17 protein-coding genes and 1 pseudogene are annotated in these 15,891 nt (G+C 66.0%); 10 read left to right on the top strand and 8 right to left on the bottom strand.

What is annotated here, in order from left to right:
* Positions 1-12: 12 nt before the first annotated feature.
* The 3 genes from JX25_RS00645 to ilvD form a co-directional block, all read right to left on the bottom strand.
* Positions 13-369 carry a hypothetical protein gene (locus tag JX25_RS00645; RefSeq protein WP_128253207.1) on the bottom strand — a complete coding sequence of 119 codons (357 nt, stop codon included), beginning with the start codon at positions 367-369 and terminating at the stop codon, positions 13-15.
* A gap of 2 nt (positions 370-371) precedes the next feature.
* Entirely contained in the window at positions 372-1,118 is a 747-nt protein-coding gene (locus tag JX25_RS00640; protein WP_128253206.1) for a DUF6478 family protein, read from the bottom strand.
* Between the two features lie 140 nt (positions 1,119-1,258).
* Positions 1,259-2,992 carry a dihydroxy-acid dehydratase gene (ilvD, locus tag JX25_RS00635; RefSeq protein ID WP_128253205.1) on the bottom strand — a complete coding sequence of 578 codons (1,734 nt, stop codon included), beginning with the start codon at positions 2,990-2,992 and terminating at the stop codon, positions 1,259-1,261.
* A gap of 157 nt (positions 2,993-3,149) precedes the next feature.
* Here ilvD and trhA point away from each other — a divergent pair, with 157 nt between their 5' ends.
* Positions 3,150-3,815, top strand: coding sequence for a PAQR family membrane homeostasis protein TrhA (gene trhA, locus JX25_RS00630; RefSeq protein WP_128253204.1), 666 nt, complete (start codon positions 3,150-3,152; stop codon positions 3,813-3,815).
* Here trhA and JX25_RS00625 read toward each other — a convergent pair.
* The 4 genes and pseudogenes from JX25_RS00625 to rbfA form a co-directional block, all read right to left on the bottom strand.
* Positions 3,782-4,300: a DUF1643 domain-containing protein gene (locus JX25_RS00625; protein WP_128253203.1), complete on the bottom strand. Its 519-nt coding sequence runs from the start codon at positions 4,298-4,300 to the stop codon at positions 3,782-3,784. The genes trhA and JX25_RS00625 overlap by 34 nt on opposite strands.
* Positions 4,297-5,199 (bottom strand): annotated as a pseudogene (truB, locus tag JX25_RS00620) (tRNA pseudouridine(55) synthase TruB). The gene JX25_RS00625 and the pseudogene truB overlap by 4 nt, the downstream one beginning before the upstream one ends.
* 52 nt (positions 5,200-5,251) lie before the next feature.
* Positions 5,252-5,977, bottom strand: coding sequence for a phosphodiester glycosidase family protein (locus JX25_RS00615; RefSeq protein WP_128253202.1), 726 nt, complete (start codon positions 5,975-5,977; stop codon positions 5,252-5,254).
* On the bottom strand, positions 5,967-6,377 hold the full coding sequence (gene rbfA / locus JX25_RS00610) for a 30S ribosome-binding factor RbfA (RefSeq protein ID WP_128253201.1): 411 nt from the start codon (positions 6,375-6,377) through the stop codon (positions 5,967-5,969). The genes JX25_RS00615 and rbfA overlap by 11 nt, the downstream gene beginning before the upstream one ends.
* 77 nt (positions 6,378-6,454) lie before the next feature.
* Here rbfA and dapB point away from each other — a divergent pair, with 77 nt between their 5' ends.
* Together dapB and JX25_RS00600 are read left to right on the top strand one after the other, a co-directional pair.
* Complete coding sequence (dapB, locus tag JX25_RS00605) at positions 6,455-7,264, top strand: 4-hydroxy-tetrahydrodipicolinate reductase (protein WP_128253200.1); 810 nt, start codon at positions 6,455-6,457, stop codon at positions 7,262-7,264.
* Positions 7,261-7,692 (top strand): GNAT family N-acetyltransferase, encoded by a 432-nt coding sequence (locus JX25_RS00600; protein WP_128253199.1) that lies wholly within the window; start codon positions 7,261-7,263, stop codon positions 7,690-7,692. The genes dapB and JX25_RS00600 overlap by 4 nt, the downstream gene beginning before the upstream one ends.
* Here JX25_RS00600 and JX25_RS00595 read toward each other — a convergent pair.
* Positions 7,689-7,859, bottom strand: a complete 171-nt coding sequence (locus JX25_RS00595; RefSeq protein ID WP_128253198.1) for a DUF1674 domain-containing protein — start codon at positions 7,857-7,859, stop codon at positions 7,689-7,691. The genes JX25_RS00600 and JX25_RS00595 overlap by 4 nt on opposite strands.
* A 66-nt stretch (positions 7,860-7,925) precedes the next feature.
* Between JX25_RS00595 and JX25_RS00590 the strand changes: the two genes are divergently transcribed.
* The 7 genes from JX25_RS00590 (at position 7,926) to JX25_RS00555 (ending at position 15,880) form a co-directional block, all read left to right on the top strand.
* Positions 7,926-9,185, top strand: coding sequence for an RsmB/NOP family class I SAM-dependent RNA methyltransferase (locus JX25_RS00590; RefSeq protein ID WP_128253197.1), 1,260 nt, complete (start codon positions 7,926-7,928; stop codon positions 9,183-9,185).
* A 127-nt stretch (positions 9,186-9,312) separates the two neighbouring features.
* Complete coding sequence (locus JX25_RS00580) at positions 9,313-10,527, top strand: hypothetical protein (protein WP_164876016.1); 1,215 nt, start codon at positions 9,313-9,315, stop codon at positions 10,525-10,527.
* Positions 10,524-12,104 (top strand): bifunctional phosphoribosylaminoimidazolecarboxamide formyltransferase/IMP cyclohydrolase, encoded by a 1,581-nt coding sequence (gene purH, locus JX25_RS00575; protein WP_128253195.1) that lies wholly within the window; start codon positions 10,524-10,526, stop codon positions 12,102-12,104. The genes JX25_RS00580 and purH overlap by 4 nt, the downstream gene beginning before the upstream one ends.
* A 1-nt stretch (position 12,105) precedes the next feature.
* Positions 12,106-12,600 (top strand): signal peptidase II, encoded by a 495-nt coding sequence (gene lspA, locus JX25_RS00570; protein ID WP_128253194.1) that lies wholly within the window; start codon positions 12,106-12,108, stop codon positions 12,598-12,600.
* Positions 12,601-12,651: 51 nt separating this feature from the next.
* Positions 12,652-13,155, top strand: coding sequence for a DUF3035 domain-containing protein (locus tag JX25_RS00565; RefSeq protein WP_128253193.1), 504 nt, complete (start codon positions 12,652-12,654; stop codon positions 13,153-13,155).
* Positions 13,156-13,241: 86 nt separating this feature from the next.
* Positions 13,242-14,579: a M16 family metallopeptidase gene (locus JX25_RS00560; RefSeq protein ID WP_128253192.1), complete on the top strand. Its 1,338-nt coding sequence runs from the start codon at positions 13,242-13,244 to the stop codon at positions 14,577-14,579.
* Positions 14,576-15,880 carry a M16 family metallopeptidase gene (locus tag JX25_RS00555; RefSeq protein ID WP_128253191.1) on the top strand — a complete coding sequence of 435 codons (1,305 nt, stop codon included), beginning with the start codon at positions 14,576-14,578 and terminating at the stop codon, positions 15,878-15,880. The genes JX25_RS00560 and JX25_RS00555 overlap by 4 nt, the downstream gene beginning before the upstream one ends.
* The last annotated feature ends 11 nt before the right edge of the window (positions 15,881-15,891 follow it).

The raw sequence follows: 15,891 nt of genomic DNA, 5'->3' as shown, positions 1-15,891 counted from the left end.
GCAGGGGCCGCGTCACGCGGAGGTTTCGGCGCAGTGGCGGCGAAAAGCGCGTTTCAGCAGCTCCAGCTCCGCCCGCAGCAGATCGATTTCGGCCCGCAGGTCATCCTCCATCCCGTTGCCCGCGCCGATGGTGAAATGGCCCAGCACCCCGCCCGAGGTTTCGCGGATCACGAAGGTCTGGATGCCGTCGACCAGCACTTCGGGGGCGACGGGAACGGCGATGCGGTGGCGCTGCGTATCCTCGGTCGTGATGGTCACGCCGCTGACGGGTTCGCCATGCAGCAGCACCTCGATGTTTGGCGACTCGGTGTTCACCACCAGCCCATGCCAGGTTCCGGCCCGCAGGCCTTCGCGTATCAGCTGCACCATTGTCAGATCTCCGCCCGAGGTCTGCGGATCATGGTCAGGTCCCGCAGAACGATCCGATTCATCCGAGGATCCTCGAATATGAGGTCGAGCCAGATCTTCTCGGCCCGCGCCTCGTTCAACTTTGTATAGGCAAGGTCGAATTCGACCGTGCGGTCATCTCCGATCTCGGCCAGCAACTGTTCGGTATTGGGGCCGTGGCGCAGGTTCAACCGTGCGAAAACCCGCTGCGGGCGTTCGGCATCCATGGTCAGCGTCAGGCCGATCAGATGTTTCCGGCGGATGCCCTGAACAGCCTCGGCCGGCAGTTCGATGGCCAGCGACAGGAACCCGCCGCGGAATTCGAAAACGTCGATCTGCATCGCATGCGCCGTGCCCGACGCGGCATCGCGGTTGCGGATCTGCTGCACGCCAAGTTCGTTCAGGGTGCAATCGTGAAACAGCATCACGTCCTTGCATAGCACGGAACGATCGCTGGTCACGATGCCAGGCGACTGGATCTCGTTCCACAAGGACGGGCGCCAGAACCAGTCGGTGCCAAGGGGGCGCTCGATCGCAGGCTCGGGGCGCAGGCGGCTTTCGGTTTTCGCGATCAGGCGGTCCAGATGCGTACGCAGGGCCCAAGCCCGTTTGCGCAGGACTTTCAGGCGCAGAAGGTCCGTCCGGTCTGCGTGTTCGGCTTCATCCGCCCAATGGGCAAGACTGCGCCCGTAAAGCGCCCGCTCCAGCCAACTGCCTTGATCGCCTGCCACGCGGAAGCCCCCGTTCATGATGACCAAGAACGTTTTGGACCGGATTCCCCGATCGCGCAATCAAAGATTTACGCGCGTTAATAATGATTTGCCCGGCCCGCCTTTTCAGGCGAACCGGCAGGAACCGTTACATTCCGTGCTTACTGATCCATGTAGATGTGCTTTTCGGCCTTTGCACCCGGATGGGTCGTGGCCCCGTAACGCGCGCCGCCAACCAGCCGCGCATACTTCCAAAGCGCACCGGATTCGTATTCCGTCGGACGCGGACCTTTCCATGCCAGACGTCGGCGTTCCAGTTCCTCATCCGTCAGATCGACCGACAATTCGCCCGTCACGGCGTTCAGCGTGATCATGTCGCCGGTTTCCAGCAGCGCGATCGGCCCGCCATGCGCAGCCTCGGGGCCAACATGGCCGACGCAGAAGCCGCGCGTCGCACCCGAGAAGCGGCCGTCGGTGATCAGGGCCACCTTCTTGCCCATCCCCTGCCCCGAAAGCGCGGCGGTGGTGGACAGCATCTCGCGCATGCCCGGCCCGCCAGCGGGGCCTTCGTTGCGGATGACGATCACGTCGCCTTCGGCATATTCACGCTTCTGCACGGCCTCGAAAGCTTCTTCCTCGCATTCGAACACGCGGGCGGGGCCGCGGAACACCTGCTCGGCCTCGGACATGCCGGCAACCTTCACGATGGCGCCTTCCGGGGCAAGATTGCCCTTAAGGCCAACAACGCCACCGGTCTTGGTGATGGGCTTGTCGATGAAGTGGATCACTTTGCCGTCGGGTTCATGGGTGATGCGGCCCAGCGTCTCGCCCAGCTCCTCGCCAGACGCGGTCAGGCAATCAAGGTGCAGCAGCCCCGCGCGCGCCAGTTCCTTCATCACGACCGGTACGCCGCCCGCTTCGAACAGGTCCTTGGCGACGTAATCGCCGCCCGGCCGCAGGTTCACGAAATAAGGGGTGTCGCGGAAGATGTCGCACACGTCCATCAGGTCGAAATCGATCCCCGCCTCATGGGCGATGGCCGGCAGGTGCAGGCCGCCATTGGTCGAACCACCGGTGCAGGCCACGACGCGGGCCGCGTTTTCCAGCGCCTTGCGCGTCACGACATCGCGGGCGCGGATGTTCTTTTCCAGCAGGTTCATCACGGCCTGACCCGAATAATCGCCATACTGGTCGCGCGATTCATAAGGTGCCGGCGCCCCCGAGGAGTTCAGCAGCGCAAGACCGATGGCTTCCGATACGCAGGCCATGGTGTTGGCGGTGTACTGCCCGCCACAGGCCCCGGCCGAGGGGCAGGCCACCCGCTCAAGGATCTGAAGCTCGGCATCGGACATGGTGCCGGCGGCATGCTTGCCCACCGCCTCGAACACGTCCTGAACCACGACATCCTTGCCGTTCAGCTTGCCCGGCAGGATCGATCCACCGTACACGAAAACCGAAGGCACGTTCAGGCGAACCATCGCCATCATCATCCCCGGCAGCGACTTGTCGCAGCCCGCAAGGCCCACCAGCGCGTCATAGCAGTGGCCGCGCATCGTCAGCTCCACCGTGTCGGCGATCGCATCCCGCGAGGCGAGCGAGGAGCGCATCCCCTCATGCCCCATCGCGATGCCATCGGTCACGGTGATGGTGGTGAATTCGCGCGGGGTGCCGCCGCCCTTCTTCACGCCCATCTTCACCGACTGCGCCTGACGGTTCAGCGCGATGTTGCAGGGCGCGGCCTCGTTCCAGCAGGTGGCGACGCCAACCCAGGGCTGATGTATCTCTTCCTCGGAGATCCCCATCGCATAGAAATAGCTGCGGTGTGGGGCACGCGCCGGACCTTCGGTCACATGGCGGCTGGGAAGCTTCGACTTGTCGAAACGGGCATCGGACATCGGGAATCCTCCGGCTTTTGGCTGAGGAGCGTCATAAATTGCAAGAATGACAGCTTCAAGATGTTATTTTGTTGCGCCGCGCGCAGCGCTGCGGCAATGCGCGTGCAAGAATGGGCCAATGGTTTGCGAAAACCGTTCTGCTTCCTACATCCCGCCCATGACCGTCACAACACGCCGCAAGATTTATTCCCGATCCGAATGGCTCAGCGATGCAACGGTGCATGTGCTGGGAACGGTGCTGGCGCTTGTCTCGGTGCCGGTGCTGATCACGCTGACGGCGATCCTGCGCCCCGAGGCGCCGGCGCTGATCGGAACGGCAATCTATGGCACGACGCTGATCGGGATGCTCGTCTGCTCGGCGCTTTACAACATGGTGCCGCTGGCCGGATGGCATGGCGTGCTGCGGCGGCTGGATCATTCGGCCATCTATTTCAAGATCGCCGGAACCTATACGGTGTTCGTCTTGCTTTCGGGCCCAAGCCAGATGCCACTGGTCATCCTGTTATGGGGCGCGGCAGCAGCGGGCGTGACGCTGAAGGTAATCGCCCCAAACCGCTTTCAATGGTTGGGTTTCGGCCTTTACATCGCGATGGGCTGGGCCGGCGTCGTGGCCGGCTGGCCGCTTTTCGCCACGATGAGCCCGCCCGTGCTGTCGCTGATCGTCACCGGAGGCGTGATCTATACCGTCGGCACGCTGTTTTATCTTCGCCACCGGATGCCGTTTCACAAGACGATCTGGCATGTTTTCGTGCTGGCCGCGAGCGGGGTGTTCTTCGCGGCCGTGACCACTCACATGGTTGCTGGCGTCCACAGCACCGGCTGAACGGCATAGCCGATGTAAAGCGGATGCTTGGGATGCCCCGCGTTCGACAACCCCAGATGATACAGCGGCAGCCCCGTGGCGCGCAGCAGCGCTTCCACCTGCGGGCCGCGGTTCAGGAAGGCGCCATGCGTGCCCCATGCGCAGACGACGGTATCGGCCCAATGGGCGCTGTCCACGATCGCCTCGTCATTGCCCGCTCCCACGGGTTCGGGCGCAGCGCGCATCTTCTTGGGATCGGTATCGCGCCACGCGAAGATGTTGCAGACGCGGAACGCACCGAAGCCCAACGCCCGGGCACGGCGCTCGCACCTCTCGACGGTGGGATCGTTCTGGTATTCGGTCGCCGTCGAGGGGTTCAGCATGATGAACAGCGCCTTTTTCCCGCCTTCGTCCCATGTGCGGGTCAGCAGGAAACGATACCGCTCGCAATCGGAATAAACGGCGGTGGAGGGGGCATCCCCCTTCACATGCGTGCGCTGGATCATTCGACGAACACGCGCGACGGGTGCAACTCCCCGCCCTTGTAGATGCCGACGGCCACCGCCCGCCCTTGGTAAGAGGCCCATGCCTCGTCGCCGTATTCAGCGCCGGTCATGACCATGCCGGGGTTGCCGTTCTTCAGCCGTGCCGCACCTTCGGGCGTGGCCTGAAGCTGCGGCAGATCGGCCAGCCCCATTTCCAGCGGCTTCAGGTGGGCATCAAGTTCCGGCTGCTGGGCCAGGCGCTCGATCTCCTCGATCGAGATGCCTTCCTCGGCGGTGAAGGGGCCCGACCATGTGCGGCGCAGCCATTGCACAGGCCCATGACACCCGAGCGCCGCCCCCAGCTCCCGCGCGATGGAACGGACCTAGCCGCCCTTCCCGCCCACCATCTCCAGCTCCACATGGTCGACATCGGGGCGCGACAGAACGATCAGGCTTTCCACCCAAAGCGGGCGGGCGGCCAGATCCATCTCTTCGCCCGCACGGGCGATGTCATAGGCGCGCTCGCCCTCCACCTTCACGGCGGAAAACTGCGGCGGCACCTGCATGATGTCACCCCGGAAGGCAGCCAGTGCGGCTGCGATCGCCTCATCGGTGGGGCGGTCGGCAGATTCGGCGATGACAGTGCCCTCGGCATCGTCGGTCGTCGTCGCCTGACCCAGCCGCACCATGAAACGATAGCATTTCAGGGCATCTGTGATGTAGGGAACGGTCTTGGTCGCTTCGCCCAGCGCCACGGCCAGAACGCCCGTTGCCGCAGGGTCCAGCGTGCCCGCATGGCCGGCCTTCTGCGCGCCCAGCGCCCAGCGTACCTTGTTCACGACCGAAGTCGAGGTGATGCCTGCCGGCTTGTCCACGACCAGCCAGCCCGAAATCGCGCGGCCCTTGCGCTTGCGTCCCATGGATCACCTCCGTTGCGAAAGGCAGCCTGCTACACCAGCGGCGGCGCCCCGGTCAACGGGGCACGACCATCCCCACGATCGGCCCCAGCGGAAAGCCGATATCGTCCCGCCCCAGTTCAGGCGCATGCATGCGCGAGATGGAGCCGTCGAAGAACAGCGCATTCGGCACCTTCAGCGCGTCGCGGAACAGGCTTCCGAATTCGTGAAACGTCACCTCGTCCGCGGACATCACGAACCAGGCGGTCTGCCCGTCGGCACTGACCCCGACGCCGTTGCGGATATAGCGGCTGTCGCTGTTGGCCAGAAAACGCGGATGCAGATCCCCGTCGATCACCAGCATCGGCCCGGACTGGGTGGCAAAGCGGCATTCCGGCGGATCAGCTGCGAAGGCATGGGTTTCCACCACGCTGAACCGCTCGCCGATGCAAAAGACGCCGTTCGGCTCCAGCCCGAAATTGCCCGCGGACGGGCCGACGACCAGATCCTTGCGCGTCACGCCGTCCTCGATCATCAACCCCACGGGCGAGCGGTCGGGATGATACATCCCGGCATTCATCGCGAAGGCCAGCTTTTCGCCTTCACCCCGCAGGGCGTTGTTCACCCGCGTGAAGCTGCCGAAGGGGCGCCCGTCCGGCGCGGTCTGGAACACGCGCACGTCATCGGCGGCCCCCGCTTCGCAGATGGCATAGCCGTTGCCGCGAAACTCCATCGTTTCGCAGGCATGGCCAGCCACCGGCAGGAACAGGGCCGCCAGCGTTGCAAGCAGCCTATTCTTCATCATCATCCGCGCGCAGATCGCGCTGGACCTTTTCATCGGCGAACAGCCGGCGTGTCTCGTCCAGGCGGTCGAACGTCTCGTCCGGGCGGAAGCGCAGATCCGGCGCGTATTTCAGCGACATTTCCTTCGCGACACGGTGGCGAAGCTCGCCCTTGTTGCGGGCCAGTGCCGCGATAGCCGCCTTCACGTCACCACCGCCCAGCGGCATGACATAGACCGTCGCGACCTTCAGGTCGTTGGAAACCGAAACCTCGCCCACGGTGATCGAAACGCTGCTCAGGTCGGGGTCATGAACCTCGCCCCTGTTCAGCACGTCGGACATGACGCGGCGGATCAGTTCGCCCACGCGAAGCTGACGTTGAGAGGGGCCTGCGCCCGGAGTGTGGATGTTGCGTGCCATGTTTCCCGATGTAAGCCTTTCGCGCCCCCTTCGCAATCCGGCCTTTCCACGCTACGACCCCGAAAACGGAGGATGTGATGACAGAACTTCCCGGAATGGTGGTGACGGGTGCGGCGGGCCGGATGGGCCAGCTGCTGGTGCAGGCGGTTCTGGCCTCGGACAAGGCGCGGCTGGCGGGATGCGTGGTGCGTTCGGGGCATGCCTGGGCCGGCCAGGATGTGGGCGTGGCGATGGGCGGGGCGCCGGTGGGCGTGACCGTGACCGACGATCCGCTTGAGGCGTTCGCAAAAGCGCAGGGCGTGCTGGATTTCACCACGCCCGACGCCTCGGTCGATTTTGCCGGCCTTGCGGCGCAGGCCCGCGCCGTTCACGTCTGCGGCTCCACAGGGTTCGAGGCACATCACCTGACGAGAATCGAGGCTGCGGCCCGCCATGCCGTCATCATCCGGTCGGGCAATACCAGCCTTGGGCTGAACCTGCTGCTGGGGCTGACGCGGAAGGTTGCCGCCGCACTGGATGCCGACTGGGATATCGAGATCGTGGAGGCGCATCACCGCATGAAAGTCGATGCCCCCTCGGGTGCGGCGCTGATGCTGGGCGAGGCTGCGGCCGAAGGACGCGGCGTCGATCTTGACGCCGCGCGCGATTCCGGCCGCGACGGTATCACCGGCGCACGCACACGCGGGGCGATCGGCTTTTCCTCCATCCGCGGCGGAACCATCGTGGGCGAACATGACGTGATCTTTGCCGGCGAGGGGGAGCGTATCACGCTTGGCCACATCGCTTCGGATCGCGGCATCTTTGCGCGCGGCGGGTTGAAGGCGGCCCTTTGGGGGCAGGACAAGAAGCCCGGCATCTACTCCATGATGGACGTGCTGGGGCTATGATCCGGCGCCTGACGCCCGCCGGCTGGCAGACCTTCCGCGATCTGCGGCTGGAAGCGCTGCGGCTGGAACCCGCGGCCTATGCCAGCTCCCTCGCCGACTGGACCGGCCTGCCCGAAAGTGAATGGCGGGCAAGGCTGGAGGCGAACGCCGTGTTCTGTGCCTTCGACGGGCACATGCCTGCGGGGTTGGCCGGCCTGCGCCCCGACGGGGCCGTGATCATGGTTTACGTGCGCGCCGCCTGCCGCGGGCGCGGCATGGCGCAGGGCCTGATGGAAGCGGTTCGAAGCGAAGCGCAGGAACGCGGGCTGCCGCAGGTCTGGCTGCATGTCCACAAGGACAATGCCGCCGCCCTGCGGCTTTACGGCGCCCTCGGCTATGCCATCACGAACGAGGACGGGCCGGATATCGTGATGGCGCGCTACCCCTAGAAGTCGATGGCAAGGCCCTTCTTCTCCCAGTCTCCGTACCGGACAGGCTCGGGGCCGTCGCGGCCGCCAAGTTCGGTCGGCAGGTCCTGCACGGCCAGCTTGCGCCGTTCCTCGGCTTCGGCAAGGGCGCGCTGGGCGGCAGGGGGCAGTTCGGAACGCTCGGTCATGGCGCTCTCCTTGTCTAACGGGTGTGGCTGATATACCGCTGGGGTCCACGCTAACAAGGGGGCTGCATGGCGGTCGAGGGATTTCGCGCACGGCAGGCAGCAGTGCAGCTTCTGGGGACCGTTCTGGGGGAACGCCAACTTCTGGCGCAGGCCGCAAGCATTCCCAATGGCCCGCTGGAGGCTTTGCCCCCCTCTGAACGCGCTCGCGCGCAGCGGTTGGTCACGCTGGTGCTGCGCCATCTTGAACAGGCCGACCGCGTGCTGGAACCGCATGTCCGCCGCGCCCCGCCGCGCCTTGTGCAGAACGCCCTGCGCCTTGCCGTGGTGGAAATGGCCGAGGGCGGTGCCGCAGCGCACGGGGCGGTGAACGCGGCCGTGGATATCGTGCGCCATAACCGAAAAACGTCGCATCAGGCAGGGTTCACCAACGCCGTGCTGCGCAAGGTGGCCGATCTTCAGACCCCCTTTGCCGGGCTGCCGCCGCAGCGTCTGCCCCGCTGGCTGCGCCAGCCGCTGGTCCGCACATGGGGCCGCGATGCCGTGACCGCGATGGAAACCGTGCAGGCCCAGCAGCCGCCCATCGACATCACGCCCCGCAGTGGCGCGACCGATCTGCCCGAAGGCACCGCCCTTCCCACCGGAAGCCTGCGCCTGCCGCAGGGCGTTCAGGTTTCGGCCCTTGCGGGATACGAATCCGGGCAATGGTGGGTTCAGGACGCCGCCGCCGCGCTGGCCGTGCGCCTTCTGGCCCCGCAAAAGGGCGAACGCATCGCCGATCTTTGCGCCGCACCCGGCGGCAAGACGCTGCAACTGGCCGATGCCGGGGCGCAGGTGACGGCGGTCGACATCTCCGAACCCCGGCTGAAGCGCCTGCGCGAAAATCTTGCCCGCACCGGGCTTGCCGCCGATGTCGTGGCCGCCGATGTGCTGGATTGGCAGGCCGAACCCTTCGATGCGATCCTGCTGGATGCCCCCTGCTCGGCCACGGGGACCATCCGCCGCCATCCCGACCTGCCCTTCACCAAGACGGGCGAGGAAGCGGAAACGCTGGCCGCCCTGCAGGCGCGCATGATCGACCACGCGCTGACGCTGCTGAAACCGGGCGGGCGACTGGTGTTCTGCACCTGCTCGCTTCTGCCCGAAGAGGGCGAGGCGCAGCTTGACGCCGCGCTGGTGCGCCATCCGGACCTGCGCGTTCAGCCCCCCGAACTGGAGGGAATCGATCCGGCATGGATCACGCCGCAAGGCGGGCTTCGCCTGCGCCCCGACTTCTGGGCCGATCGCGGGGGGATGGACGGATTCTTCATGGTCAACCTTCGGCGGTGACAGGGGCGCTGCTGAACGGTATCCTCTGCAAACGATGACAAGCAAAAAAGCAGGGCTGAGGGACAAGATAGCAGCATGGCGCAGCCGGTCGGCATGCGTCCCCGATCTGTTGCACCCCCTGCCCCCGATGGCCCTGACCGGCGACCCCGTGCGGGCCGAGGCGTTGATCGCCGAAGGGCATCCCTGGCAACGGGCAGATGCGTGGACCTTCGGCTGGCTGGACGATCTGGCGGAACTTGGCGACGAACGCTCGGGCCGGTTCGCGGCGGGCATCATCGGCGACTGGGTTCTGCATTACGGCCGGGGCGAAGGCTGGACGCCCGAATCCACCGGCCCCCGCCTTCTGCACTGGCTGGCCCATGCCCGCTTCATCTATCCGCGCGGCGTGCCCCTTCCCGCGATGGAGGCACTGGCGCGGCAGGCCGAATTCCTGCGCCTGCGCTGGCGGGCGACGCGGGGGTGGGCGCGGGTTGCGGCACTGGCAGGGCTGTCGGCGGCCGCCCATGCACTGGATCGCCCCGCTTTGCGGCCTGCAGGGATCGTGCTTCCCGATCTTCCCCGCGATCCCGACGGGCTGGTTCGGGCGCTGGTCCTGATGCTGGCCTTGCGCGAAACCTGGCCAAACGCGCCGGTGCACGACGGCATCGCAAGCGCCGTGAACGCCTTGCGCGCCATGCGCCATGCCGACGGGCGCCTGACACGGCTGACAGGCGGGTCGGGCGGCGATCCTTTGCAACTGGACGCGGCGCTGGCCCTTGCGCACATCAGGCAGGCACCGCCGCCACAGGCAATGGGGCTGTCACGCCTTGCCCGTGGCGGCAGCACGGTCATCGCCGATCCGGACAGGTTCGAACTGGCAAGCCGCCATGGCCCCATCGTCACCGCCGGCGGCATCCTTACGGCCAATGGCGCGTCGCTGCCCGGCAAGCTTTCCCGCGTTTCGGTAACACAGGCCGCCATCACCACCCTGCACGATGGGACATTCCGGATTCGGCTTCCGCGCGAATGCCACCTTGCGCTTTCGGCGGATGGGGGCACCCTGCACGGAACCCATATCCTGACACCGAAGCGCCGCCGCTTCCGCGCCCCGCCGTTGTCTATCCGGTTCCTGCTGGACCCGCGCATCACCGTGCAGGCCGCGCCGGACCGCATCCTTCTGACCCTGCCCGAGGGCGAGCAGTGGGCCTTTACCGCCCCCGGCGCACAGATCGACACGGGCGGGATCGTGCTGCAGCCGCAGATCGGGGAATGGCCCGCGCGCTTTGACTGGACCTTTTCCCGATCCGGCGATACTCCGGCACGGACCCGCGATCTGCCCCACGACCCAGGAGCCATTGGATGACCGACCTCGTTTACATTGGACGCGCACTGCTGTCCGTTTCGGACAAGACGGGGCTTCTGGACCTTGCCCGCGCCTTGCATGGCCGCGGGATCGAGCTGATCTCCACCGGTGGCACGGCGAACGCGCTGCGCACCGCAGGCCTGCCCGTCAAGGACGTGGCGGACATCACCGGCTTCCCCGAAATGATGGACGGCCGCGTCAAGACGCTGCACCCCAACGTGCATGGCGGCCTGCTGGCGCTTCGTGACGATGACGAACATCTGCTGGCCATGGCTGCCCACGGGATCGAACCGATCGACCTGCTGGTCGTGAACCTTTACCCGTTCGAGGCGACGGTCGCGCGTGGCGGCAGCTATGACGACTGCATCGAGAATATCGACATCGGCGGCCCCGCCATGATCCGCGCCGCGTCCAAGAACCACCGCTTCGTGAACGTTGTCACGGATGTTCAGGACTATGCCGCCCTGCTGGACGAGATGGCGCGCAACGATGGCGCGACATCCTATGCGTTCCGCCAGCGGCTGGCGCTGACGGCCTATAGCCGCACCGCCGCCTATGATGCCGCCGTATCCGCATGGATGGCCGAAACGCTGGACGAGGTTCCGCGCCGCCGCACCTTCGCCGGCACCCTGTCATCCACCCTGCGGTATGGCGAGAACCCGCACCAGTCCGCCGCCTTCTATACCGACGGGTCGAACCGTCCGGGCGTGGCCACGGCCAAGCAGTGGCAAGGCAAGGAACTGTCCTACAACAACATCAACGACACCGACGCCGCCTTCGAACTGGTTGCGGAATTCGATCCGGCTGACGGCGCGGCCGTTGCGATCATCAAGCACGCCAACCCCTGTGGCGTGGCGCGCGGCGCAACGCTGGCCGAGGCTTATGCCCGCGCCTTCGACTGCGACCGCACCTCGGCATTTGGCGGGATCGTGGCGCTGAACCAGCCGCTGGATGGCCCCACCGCGGAAAAGATCTCCGAGATCTTCACCGAGGTGGTGATCGCCCCCGGCGCCGACGACGCCGCCAAGGAAGTATTCGCCCGCAAGAAGAACCTGCGCCTGTTGACCACCCTGCGCCTGCCCGACGCCAAGGCGGGCGGCCTTGCCTTCAAGCAGGTCGCGGGCGGCTTTCTGGGGCAGGACAAGGACACCGCGCCCCTCCCCGACCTGAAGGTCGTGACCAAGCGCCAGCCGACCGAGGCTGAGATGGCCGACGCGCTGATCGCGTGGAAGGTGGCCAAGCACGTCAAGTCCAACGCCATCGTTTACGTGAAGGACGCCGCCACCGTCGGCATCGGCGCAGGCCAGATGAGCCGGGTGGACAGCACCCGTATCGCCGCCCGCAAGGCCGAGGATGCGGCCGAGGTGATGGGCCTTTCCGAACCGCTGACCAAGGGCTGCGCCGCCGCCTCCGACGCCTTCTTCCCCTTCGCCGACGGGGTGGAGGTTCTGGCAAGCGTGGGCGCGACCTGCGTGATCCAGCCGGGCGGATCGATGCGCGACGCCGAGGTGATCGAGGCGGCCGACCGTCTGGGCCTTGCCATGATCTTCACCGGCCAGCGCCACTTCCGGCACTGACATGCGCGCCCTCGCCGTCACCGCCGCCGTCACCTTCGCGCTGGACCAGATGACCAAGCTGGCCGTGGTGCACGGGATGGGCCTGATCCATCGGGGGGAGATCGAGGTCGCCCCCCCGATCTTGACCTTCCGCATGGCGTGGAACCAGGGGATGAACTTCGGTTTGTTCGCGGGGGACGCGGCGTTCACCAAGTGGCTGCTGATCGGCATCGCCGTTATCATTTCGGTCTGGGTGGCATGGTGGATGCGCACGCCGGGGCATTCGCGGCTGGCCCAGATTTCGGCCGGGCTGCTGATCGGCGGGGCGATCGGAAACGTGGTGGACCGGCTGCTTTACGGCGCGGTGGCCGATTTCCTGAACATGTCCTGCTGCGGGATCGAGAATCCCTATGCCTTCAACGTGGCCGACATCGCGATCTTCGCTGGCGCGATCGGGCTTGTGCTGTTCACCGGGGATACGAAAAGCCCGAAGAAGGGTCGCAGAAAGACCTCGTGACCTGACGGGTTCCATAAGCTAGAACGGGCCGAACGACGAAGGAGGCGGAGAATGCGTGCAGCATTGGCACTGGCGGGCGGGGCGTTCCTGATGCTTTCGGCCTGTGGCGGGGATGATCCGAACCTGATCCGCCTGCGCTCGGCGGGCAACGGTCCGGACGAATTCTCGGTCGTACCGCAAAAACCGCTGCAAATGCCGCCTTCGCTGAACGCGCTGCCGCCCCCCACACCCGGCGGCGTGAACCGGACGGAACCGAACCCGCAGGCCGAAGCGATCACCGCCCTTGGCGGCAACCCCAATGCGGGCGCAGCCGGCGACGGCGCATTGCTGGCGGCCACGGGCCGTTACGGCACCGAAGCGGGCGTTCGCGGCCAGCTTGCCGCCGAGGATGAGGCGTTCCGCGCGGGCAACCGCGGCCGCCTTCTGGACCGTGTGCTGAACAACACGACCTATTATCAAGCTTATGGCGACGAGCTGCTTGATCCGCAGTCCGAAACCGTCCGCTGGCGCCAGCAGGGCCGCCGCACGCCCGCCGCCCCGCTGACCGGCCAGTGATCACAAGCGCGTAGGGCACGGCATGCGGCCTTGCCCGCCGTGCCCCCGCGGGCCACCTTGCCATCCGATCGCAAGGAGGAACCCCGATGCCCCATCGCCTGCCAGCCACCCTGCTGGCCCTTGGTCTTGGCGCCGCGCCCGCGCTGGCGCAGGACGTGACGGATTTCAAGCTGGAAAACGGCCTCGAAGTCGTCGTGATCGAGGATCACCGCGCGCCCATTGTCACGAACATGGTCTGGTACCGCACCGGATCCGCCGATGAAAAAGCCGGCGAATCCGGCGTTGCGCATTTCCTTGAACACCTGATGTTCCAAGGCACGCAGGACATGAAGCCGGGGGAGTTTTCCACCACGGTTTCGGCTCTTGGCGGATCGGACAATGCCTTCACTTCCTATGACTATACCGCCTATTTCGAGCGCGTGGCGGCGGACCGTCTGGATCTGATGATGCAGATGGAGGCGGACAGGATGGCCAACCTGAACCTGTCCCAGCCCATCGTGGACAATGAACGCAATGTCATCCTTGAAGAACGCAGCCAGCGGACCGACAGCAATCCTTCGGCGCAGTTCCAGGAACAGCTTGCCGCAACCCAGTTCCTCAACAGCCCCTATCGCCGCCCCGTGATCGGCTGGCGGGCCGAGATGGAGGAGCTTAGCCGCGAGGACGCGCTGGATCACTACACCACCTTCTATGCCCCCAACAACGCCGTGCTGGTCGTGGCCGGCGACGTGACGCCCGATCAGGTGCGCGACATGGCCGAAAGGCATTTCGGCGGGCTGGAGCCGTCCACGACGATCCCGCCGCGCCTGCGCCCGCAGGAACCGCCGCAGCTGGCCGAACGCAGGCTGACCTTCCGCGATCCGCGCGTGGCGCAGCCCTTCCTGCTGCGCAGCTATCTGGCACCCGAACGCAATCCGGGCGATCAGGCCAAGGCCGCCGCGCTGGAGGTGCTGGCCGCGCTTCTGGGCGGCGATCCCACCACCTCGGTCCTCGCGCAGCGGCTGCAATTCGGGGATGATCCGAAGGCCATCTACACCATGGCCGCCTATGACGGGGTGGCGGTTGATCCGTCGTCCTTCCGGCTGGGACTGGTTCCCGCCGAAGGCACCACCCTGCAAGAGGCCGAAGAGGCGCTGGACGCCGTTCTGGCCGACTTCATCCGCGATGGCGTCGACCCCGAGCAGATGGCGCGGATCAAGACCCAGCTGCGGGCCGACGATGTTTATTCGCGCGACGATGCGGGCGCGCTTGCCCGCCGCTATGGCGCGGCGCTGGCGGTGGGCCTGACGGTGCAGGATGTGCAGGACTGGCCCGGCATCCTTCAATCAGTCACCGCCGATCAGGTGATCGACGCGGCGAAAGAGGTGCTGGACAAGCGCGCCTCCGTCACCGGCTGGCTGGAACAAGAGGAGACGACGCAATGAAGATCCTGCGCTATGCCGCCGCCGTGATCTGCCTGGCCCTGCCTGCCCATGCGGCGGTGGATATCCAGAAGGTCACCTCCCCCGGCGGGATCACCGCGTGGCTGGTGGAAGAACATGCCATTCCCTTCACCGCGTTGGAATTGCGCTTCCTTGGCGGCACGTCCCTTGATCCCGAAGGCAAGCGAGGCGCGGTCAACCTGATGGCGGCCACGCTGGAAGAAGGCGCAGGTGATCTGGACGCACAGGGCTTTGCCGCCGCACGCGACAGGCTGGCCGCACGCTTCGGGTTTTCCTCGGATGCCGACGCCGTCAGCGTCTCGGCCCAATTCCTGACCGAAAACCGGGACGAGGCCGTGGACCTGCTGCGCCAGGCCATCATCCAGCCGCGCTTTGACGATTCCGCCATCGCGCGCGTGCGCGGGCAGGTTCTTTCGGGCATTGCCGCCGATGCGCAGGATCCCGACGCCATTGCCAACCGGACCTTCAGCAGCGATGTCTTTGGCAATCACCCCTATGGCAGCGACGCATCGGGCACCGCCGAAAGCGTGTCGGCGCTGACGCGCGACGATCTGGTTGCCGCGCACAAGGCGACAATGGCGCAGGACAATATCTATGTCGCCGCCGCCGGTGACATCACACCCACGGAGTTGGGAACCCTGCTGGATCGGCTTCTGGGCGATCTGCCCGCAAAAGCCGCCGAAGGCCCCGGCGATGCGGACTGGCAGGCGGACGGCGATACGCATGTGGTCGATTTTCCCACCCCTCAATCTGTTGTGCAGTTCGGCCAGCCCGCCCCTGCCGTGGACGATCCCGATTTCATGGCCGCCTTCACCCTGAACGAGATCGTGGGCGGCGGCCGCTTCACCGCCCGCCTGATGGACGAATTGCGCACAAAGCGCGGCCTGACCTATGGCGCCTATAGCCAGCTTGCCTCGATGGAGCATGGCAGCTTTCTGGCCGGCCGCTTCGCCTCGGACAATGCCAATGTGGGCGAGGCTGTCTCGCTGGTGCGCGAACAATGGGAAAAGCTGGCGCAGGATGGGGTCACGCAGCAGGAACTGGATGCTGCCAAAACTTATCTGACCGGCGCCTACCCGCTGCGCTTCGATGGCAACGGGCCGATCGCCAGCATCCTTGTCAGCATGCAGATGCAGGGCTTTCCTGTCGATTACCCGCAAAAACGCAACGAGATGATCGAGGCACTGACACTGGAGGATGTGAACCGCGTCGCACGCGAGCTTTACGACCCCGAGGCGCTGCATTTCGTGGTGGTCGGCCAGCCGAAGGGCCTGGAAAACTGATGCCGCGCGGG

This window comes from Falsirhodobacter deserti (genome assembly GCF_004015795.1).
GTDB classification, from domain to species: domain Bacteria; phylum Pseudomonadota; class Alphaproteobacteria; order Rhodobacterales; family Rhodobacteraceae; genus Falsirhodobacter; species Falsirhodobacter deserti.
This window is presented reverse-complemented; position numbering and strand designations above follow the sequence as displayed.

Excerpts from the sequence above, each read along its gene's own strand:
- JX25_RS00580 (WP_164876016.1), top strand. The coding sequence starts at position 9,313 with ATGGCCCTGACCGGCGACCCCGTGCGGGCCGAGGCGTTGATCGCCGAA.
- purH (WP_128253195.1), top strand. The coding sequence starts at position 10,524 with ATGACCGACCTCGTTTACATTGGACGCGCACTGCTGTCCGTTTCGGAC.
- JX25_RS00590 (WP_128253197.1), top strand. The coding sequence starts at position 7,926 with ATGGCGGTCGAGGGATTTCGCGCACGGCAGGCAGCAGTGCAGCTTCTG.
- JX25_RS00565 (WP_128253193.1), top strand. The coding sequence starts at position 12,652 with ATGCGTGCAGCATTGGCACTGGCGGGCGGGGCGTTCCTGATGCTTTCG.
- ilvD (WP_128253205.1), bottom strand. The coding sequence starts at position 2,992 with ATGTCCGATGCCCGTTTCGACAAGTCGAAGCTTCCCAGCCGCCATGTG.
- JX25_RS00555 (WP_128253191.1), top strand. The coding sequence starts at position 14,576 with ATGAAGATCCTGCGCTATGCCGCCGCCGTGATCTGCCTGGCCCTGCCT.
- lspA (WP_128253194.1), top strand. The coding sequence starts at position 12,106 with ATGCGCGCCCTCGCCGTCACCGCCGCCGTCACCTTCGCGCTGGACCAG.
- trhA (WP_128253204.1), top strand. The coding sequence starts at position 3,150 with ATGACCGTCACAACACGCCGCAAGATTTATTCCCGATCCGAATGGCTC.
- dapB (WP_128253200.1), top strand. The coding sequence starts at position 6,455 with ATGACAGAACTTCCCGGAATGGTGGTGACGGGTGCGGCGGGCCGGATG.
- JX25_RS00645 (WP_128253207.1), bottom strand. The coding sequence starts at position 369 with ATGGTGCAGCTGATACGCGAAGGCCTGCGGGCCGGAACCTGGCATGGG.
- JX25_RS00560 (WP_128253192.1), top strand. The coding sequence starts at position 13,242 with ATGCCCCATCGCCTGCCAGCCACCCTGCTGGCCCTTGGTCTTGGCGCC.
- JX25_RS00595 (WP_128253198.1), bottom strand. The coding sequence starts at position 7,859 with ATGACCGAGCGTTCCGAACTGCCCCCTGCCGCCCAGCGCGCCCTTGCC.
- JX25_RS00625 (WP_128253203.1), bottom strand. The coding sequence starts at position 4,300 with ATGATCCAGCGCACGCATGTGAAGGGGGATGCCCCCTCCACCGCCGTT.
- JX25_RS00600 (WP_128253199.1), top strand. The coding sequence starts at position 7,261 with ATGATCCGGCGCCTGACGCCCGCCGGCTGGCAGACCTTCCGCGATCTG.
- JX25_RS00615 (WP_128253202.1), bottom strand. The coding sequence starts at position 5,977 with ATGAAGAATAGGCTGCTTGCAACGCTGGCGGCCCTGTTCCTGCCGGTG.
- rbfA (WP_128253201.1), bottom strand. The coding sequence starts at position 6,377 with ATGGCACGCAACATCCACACTCCGGGCGCAGGCCCCTCTCAACGTCAG.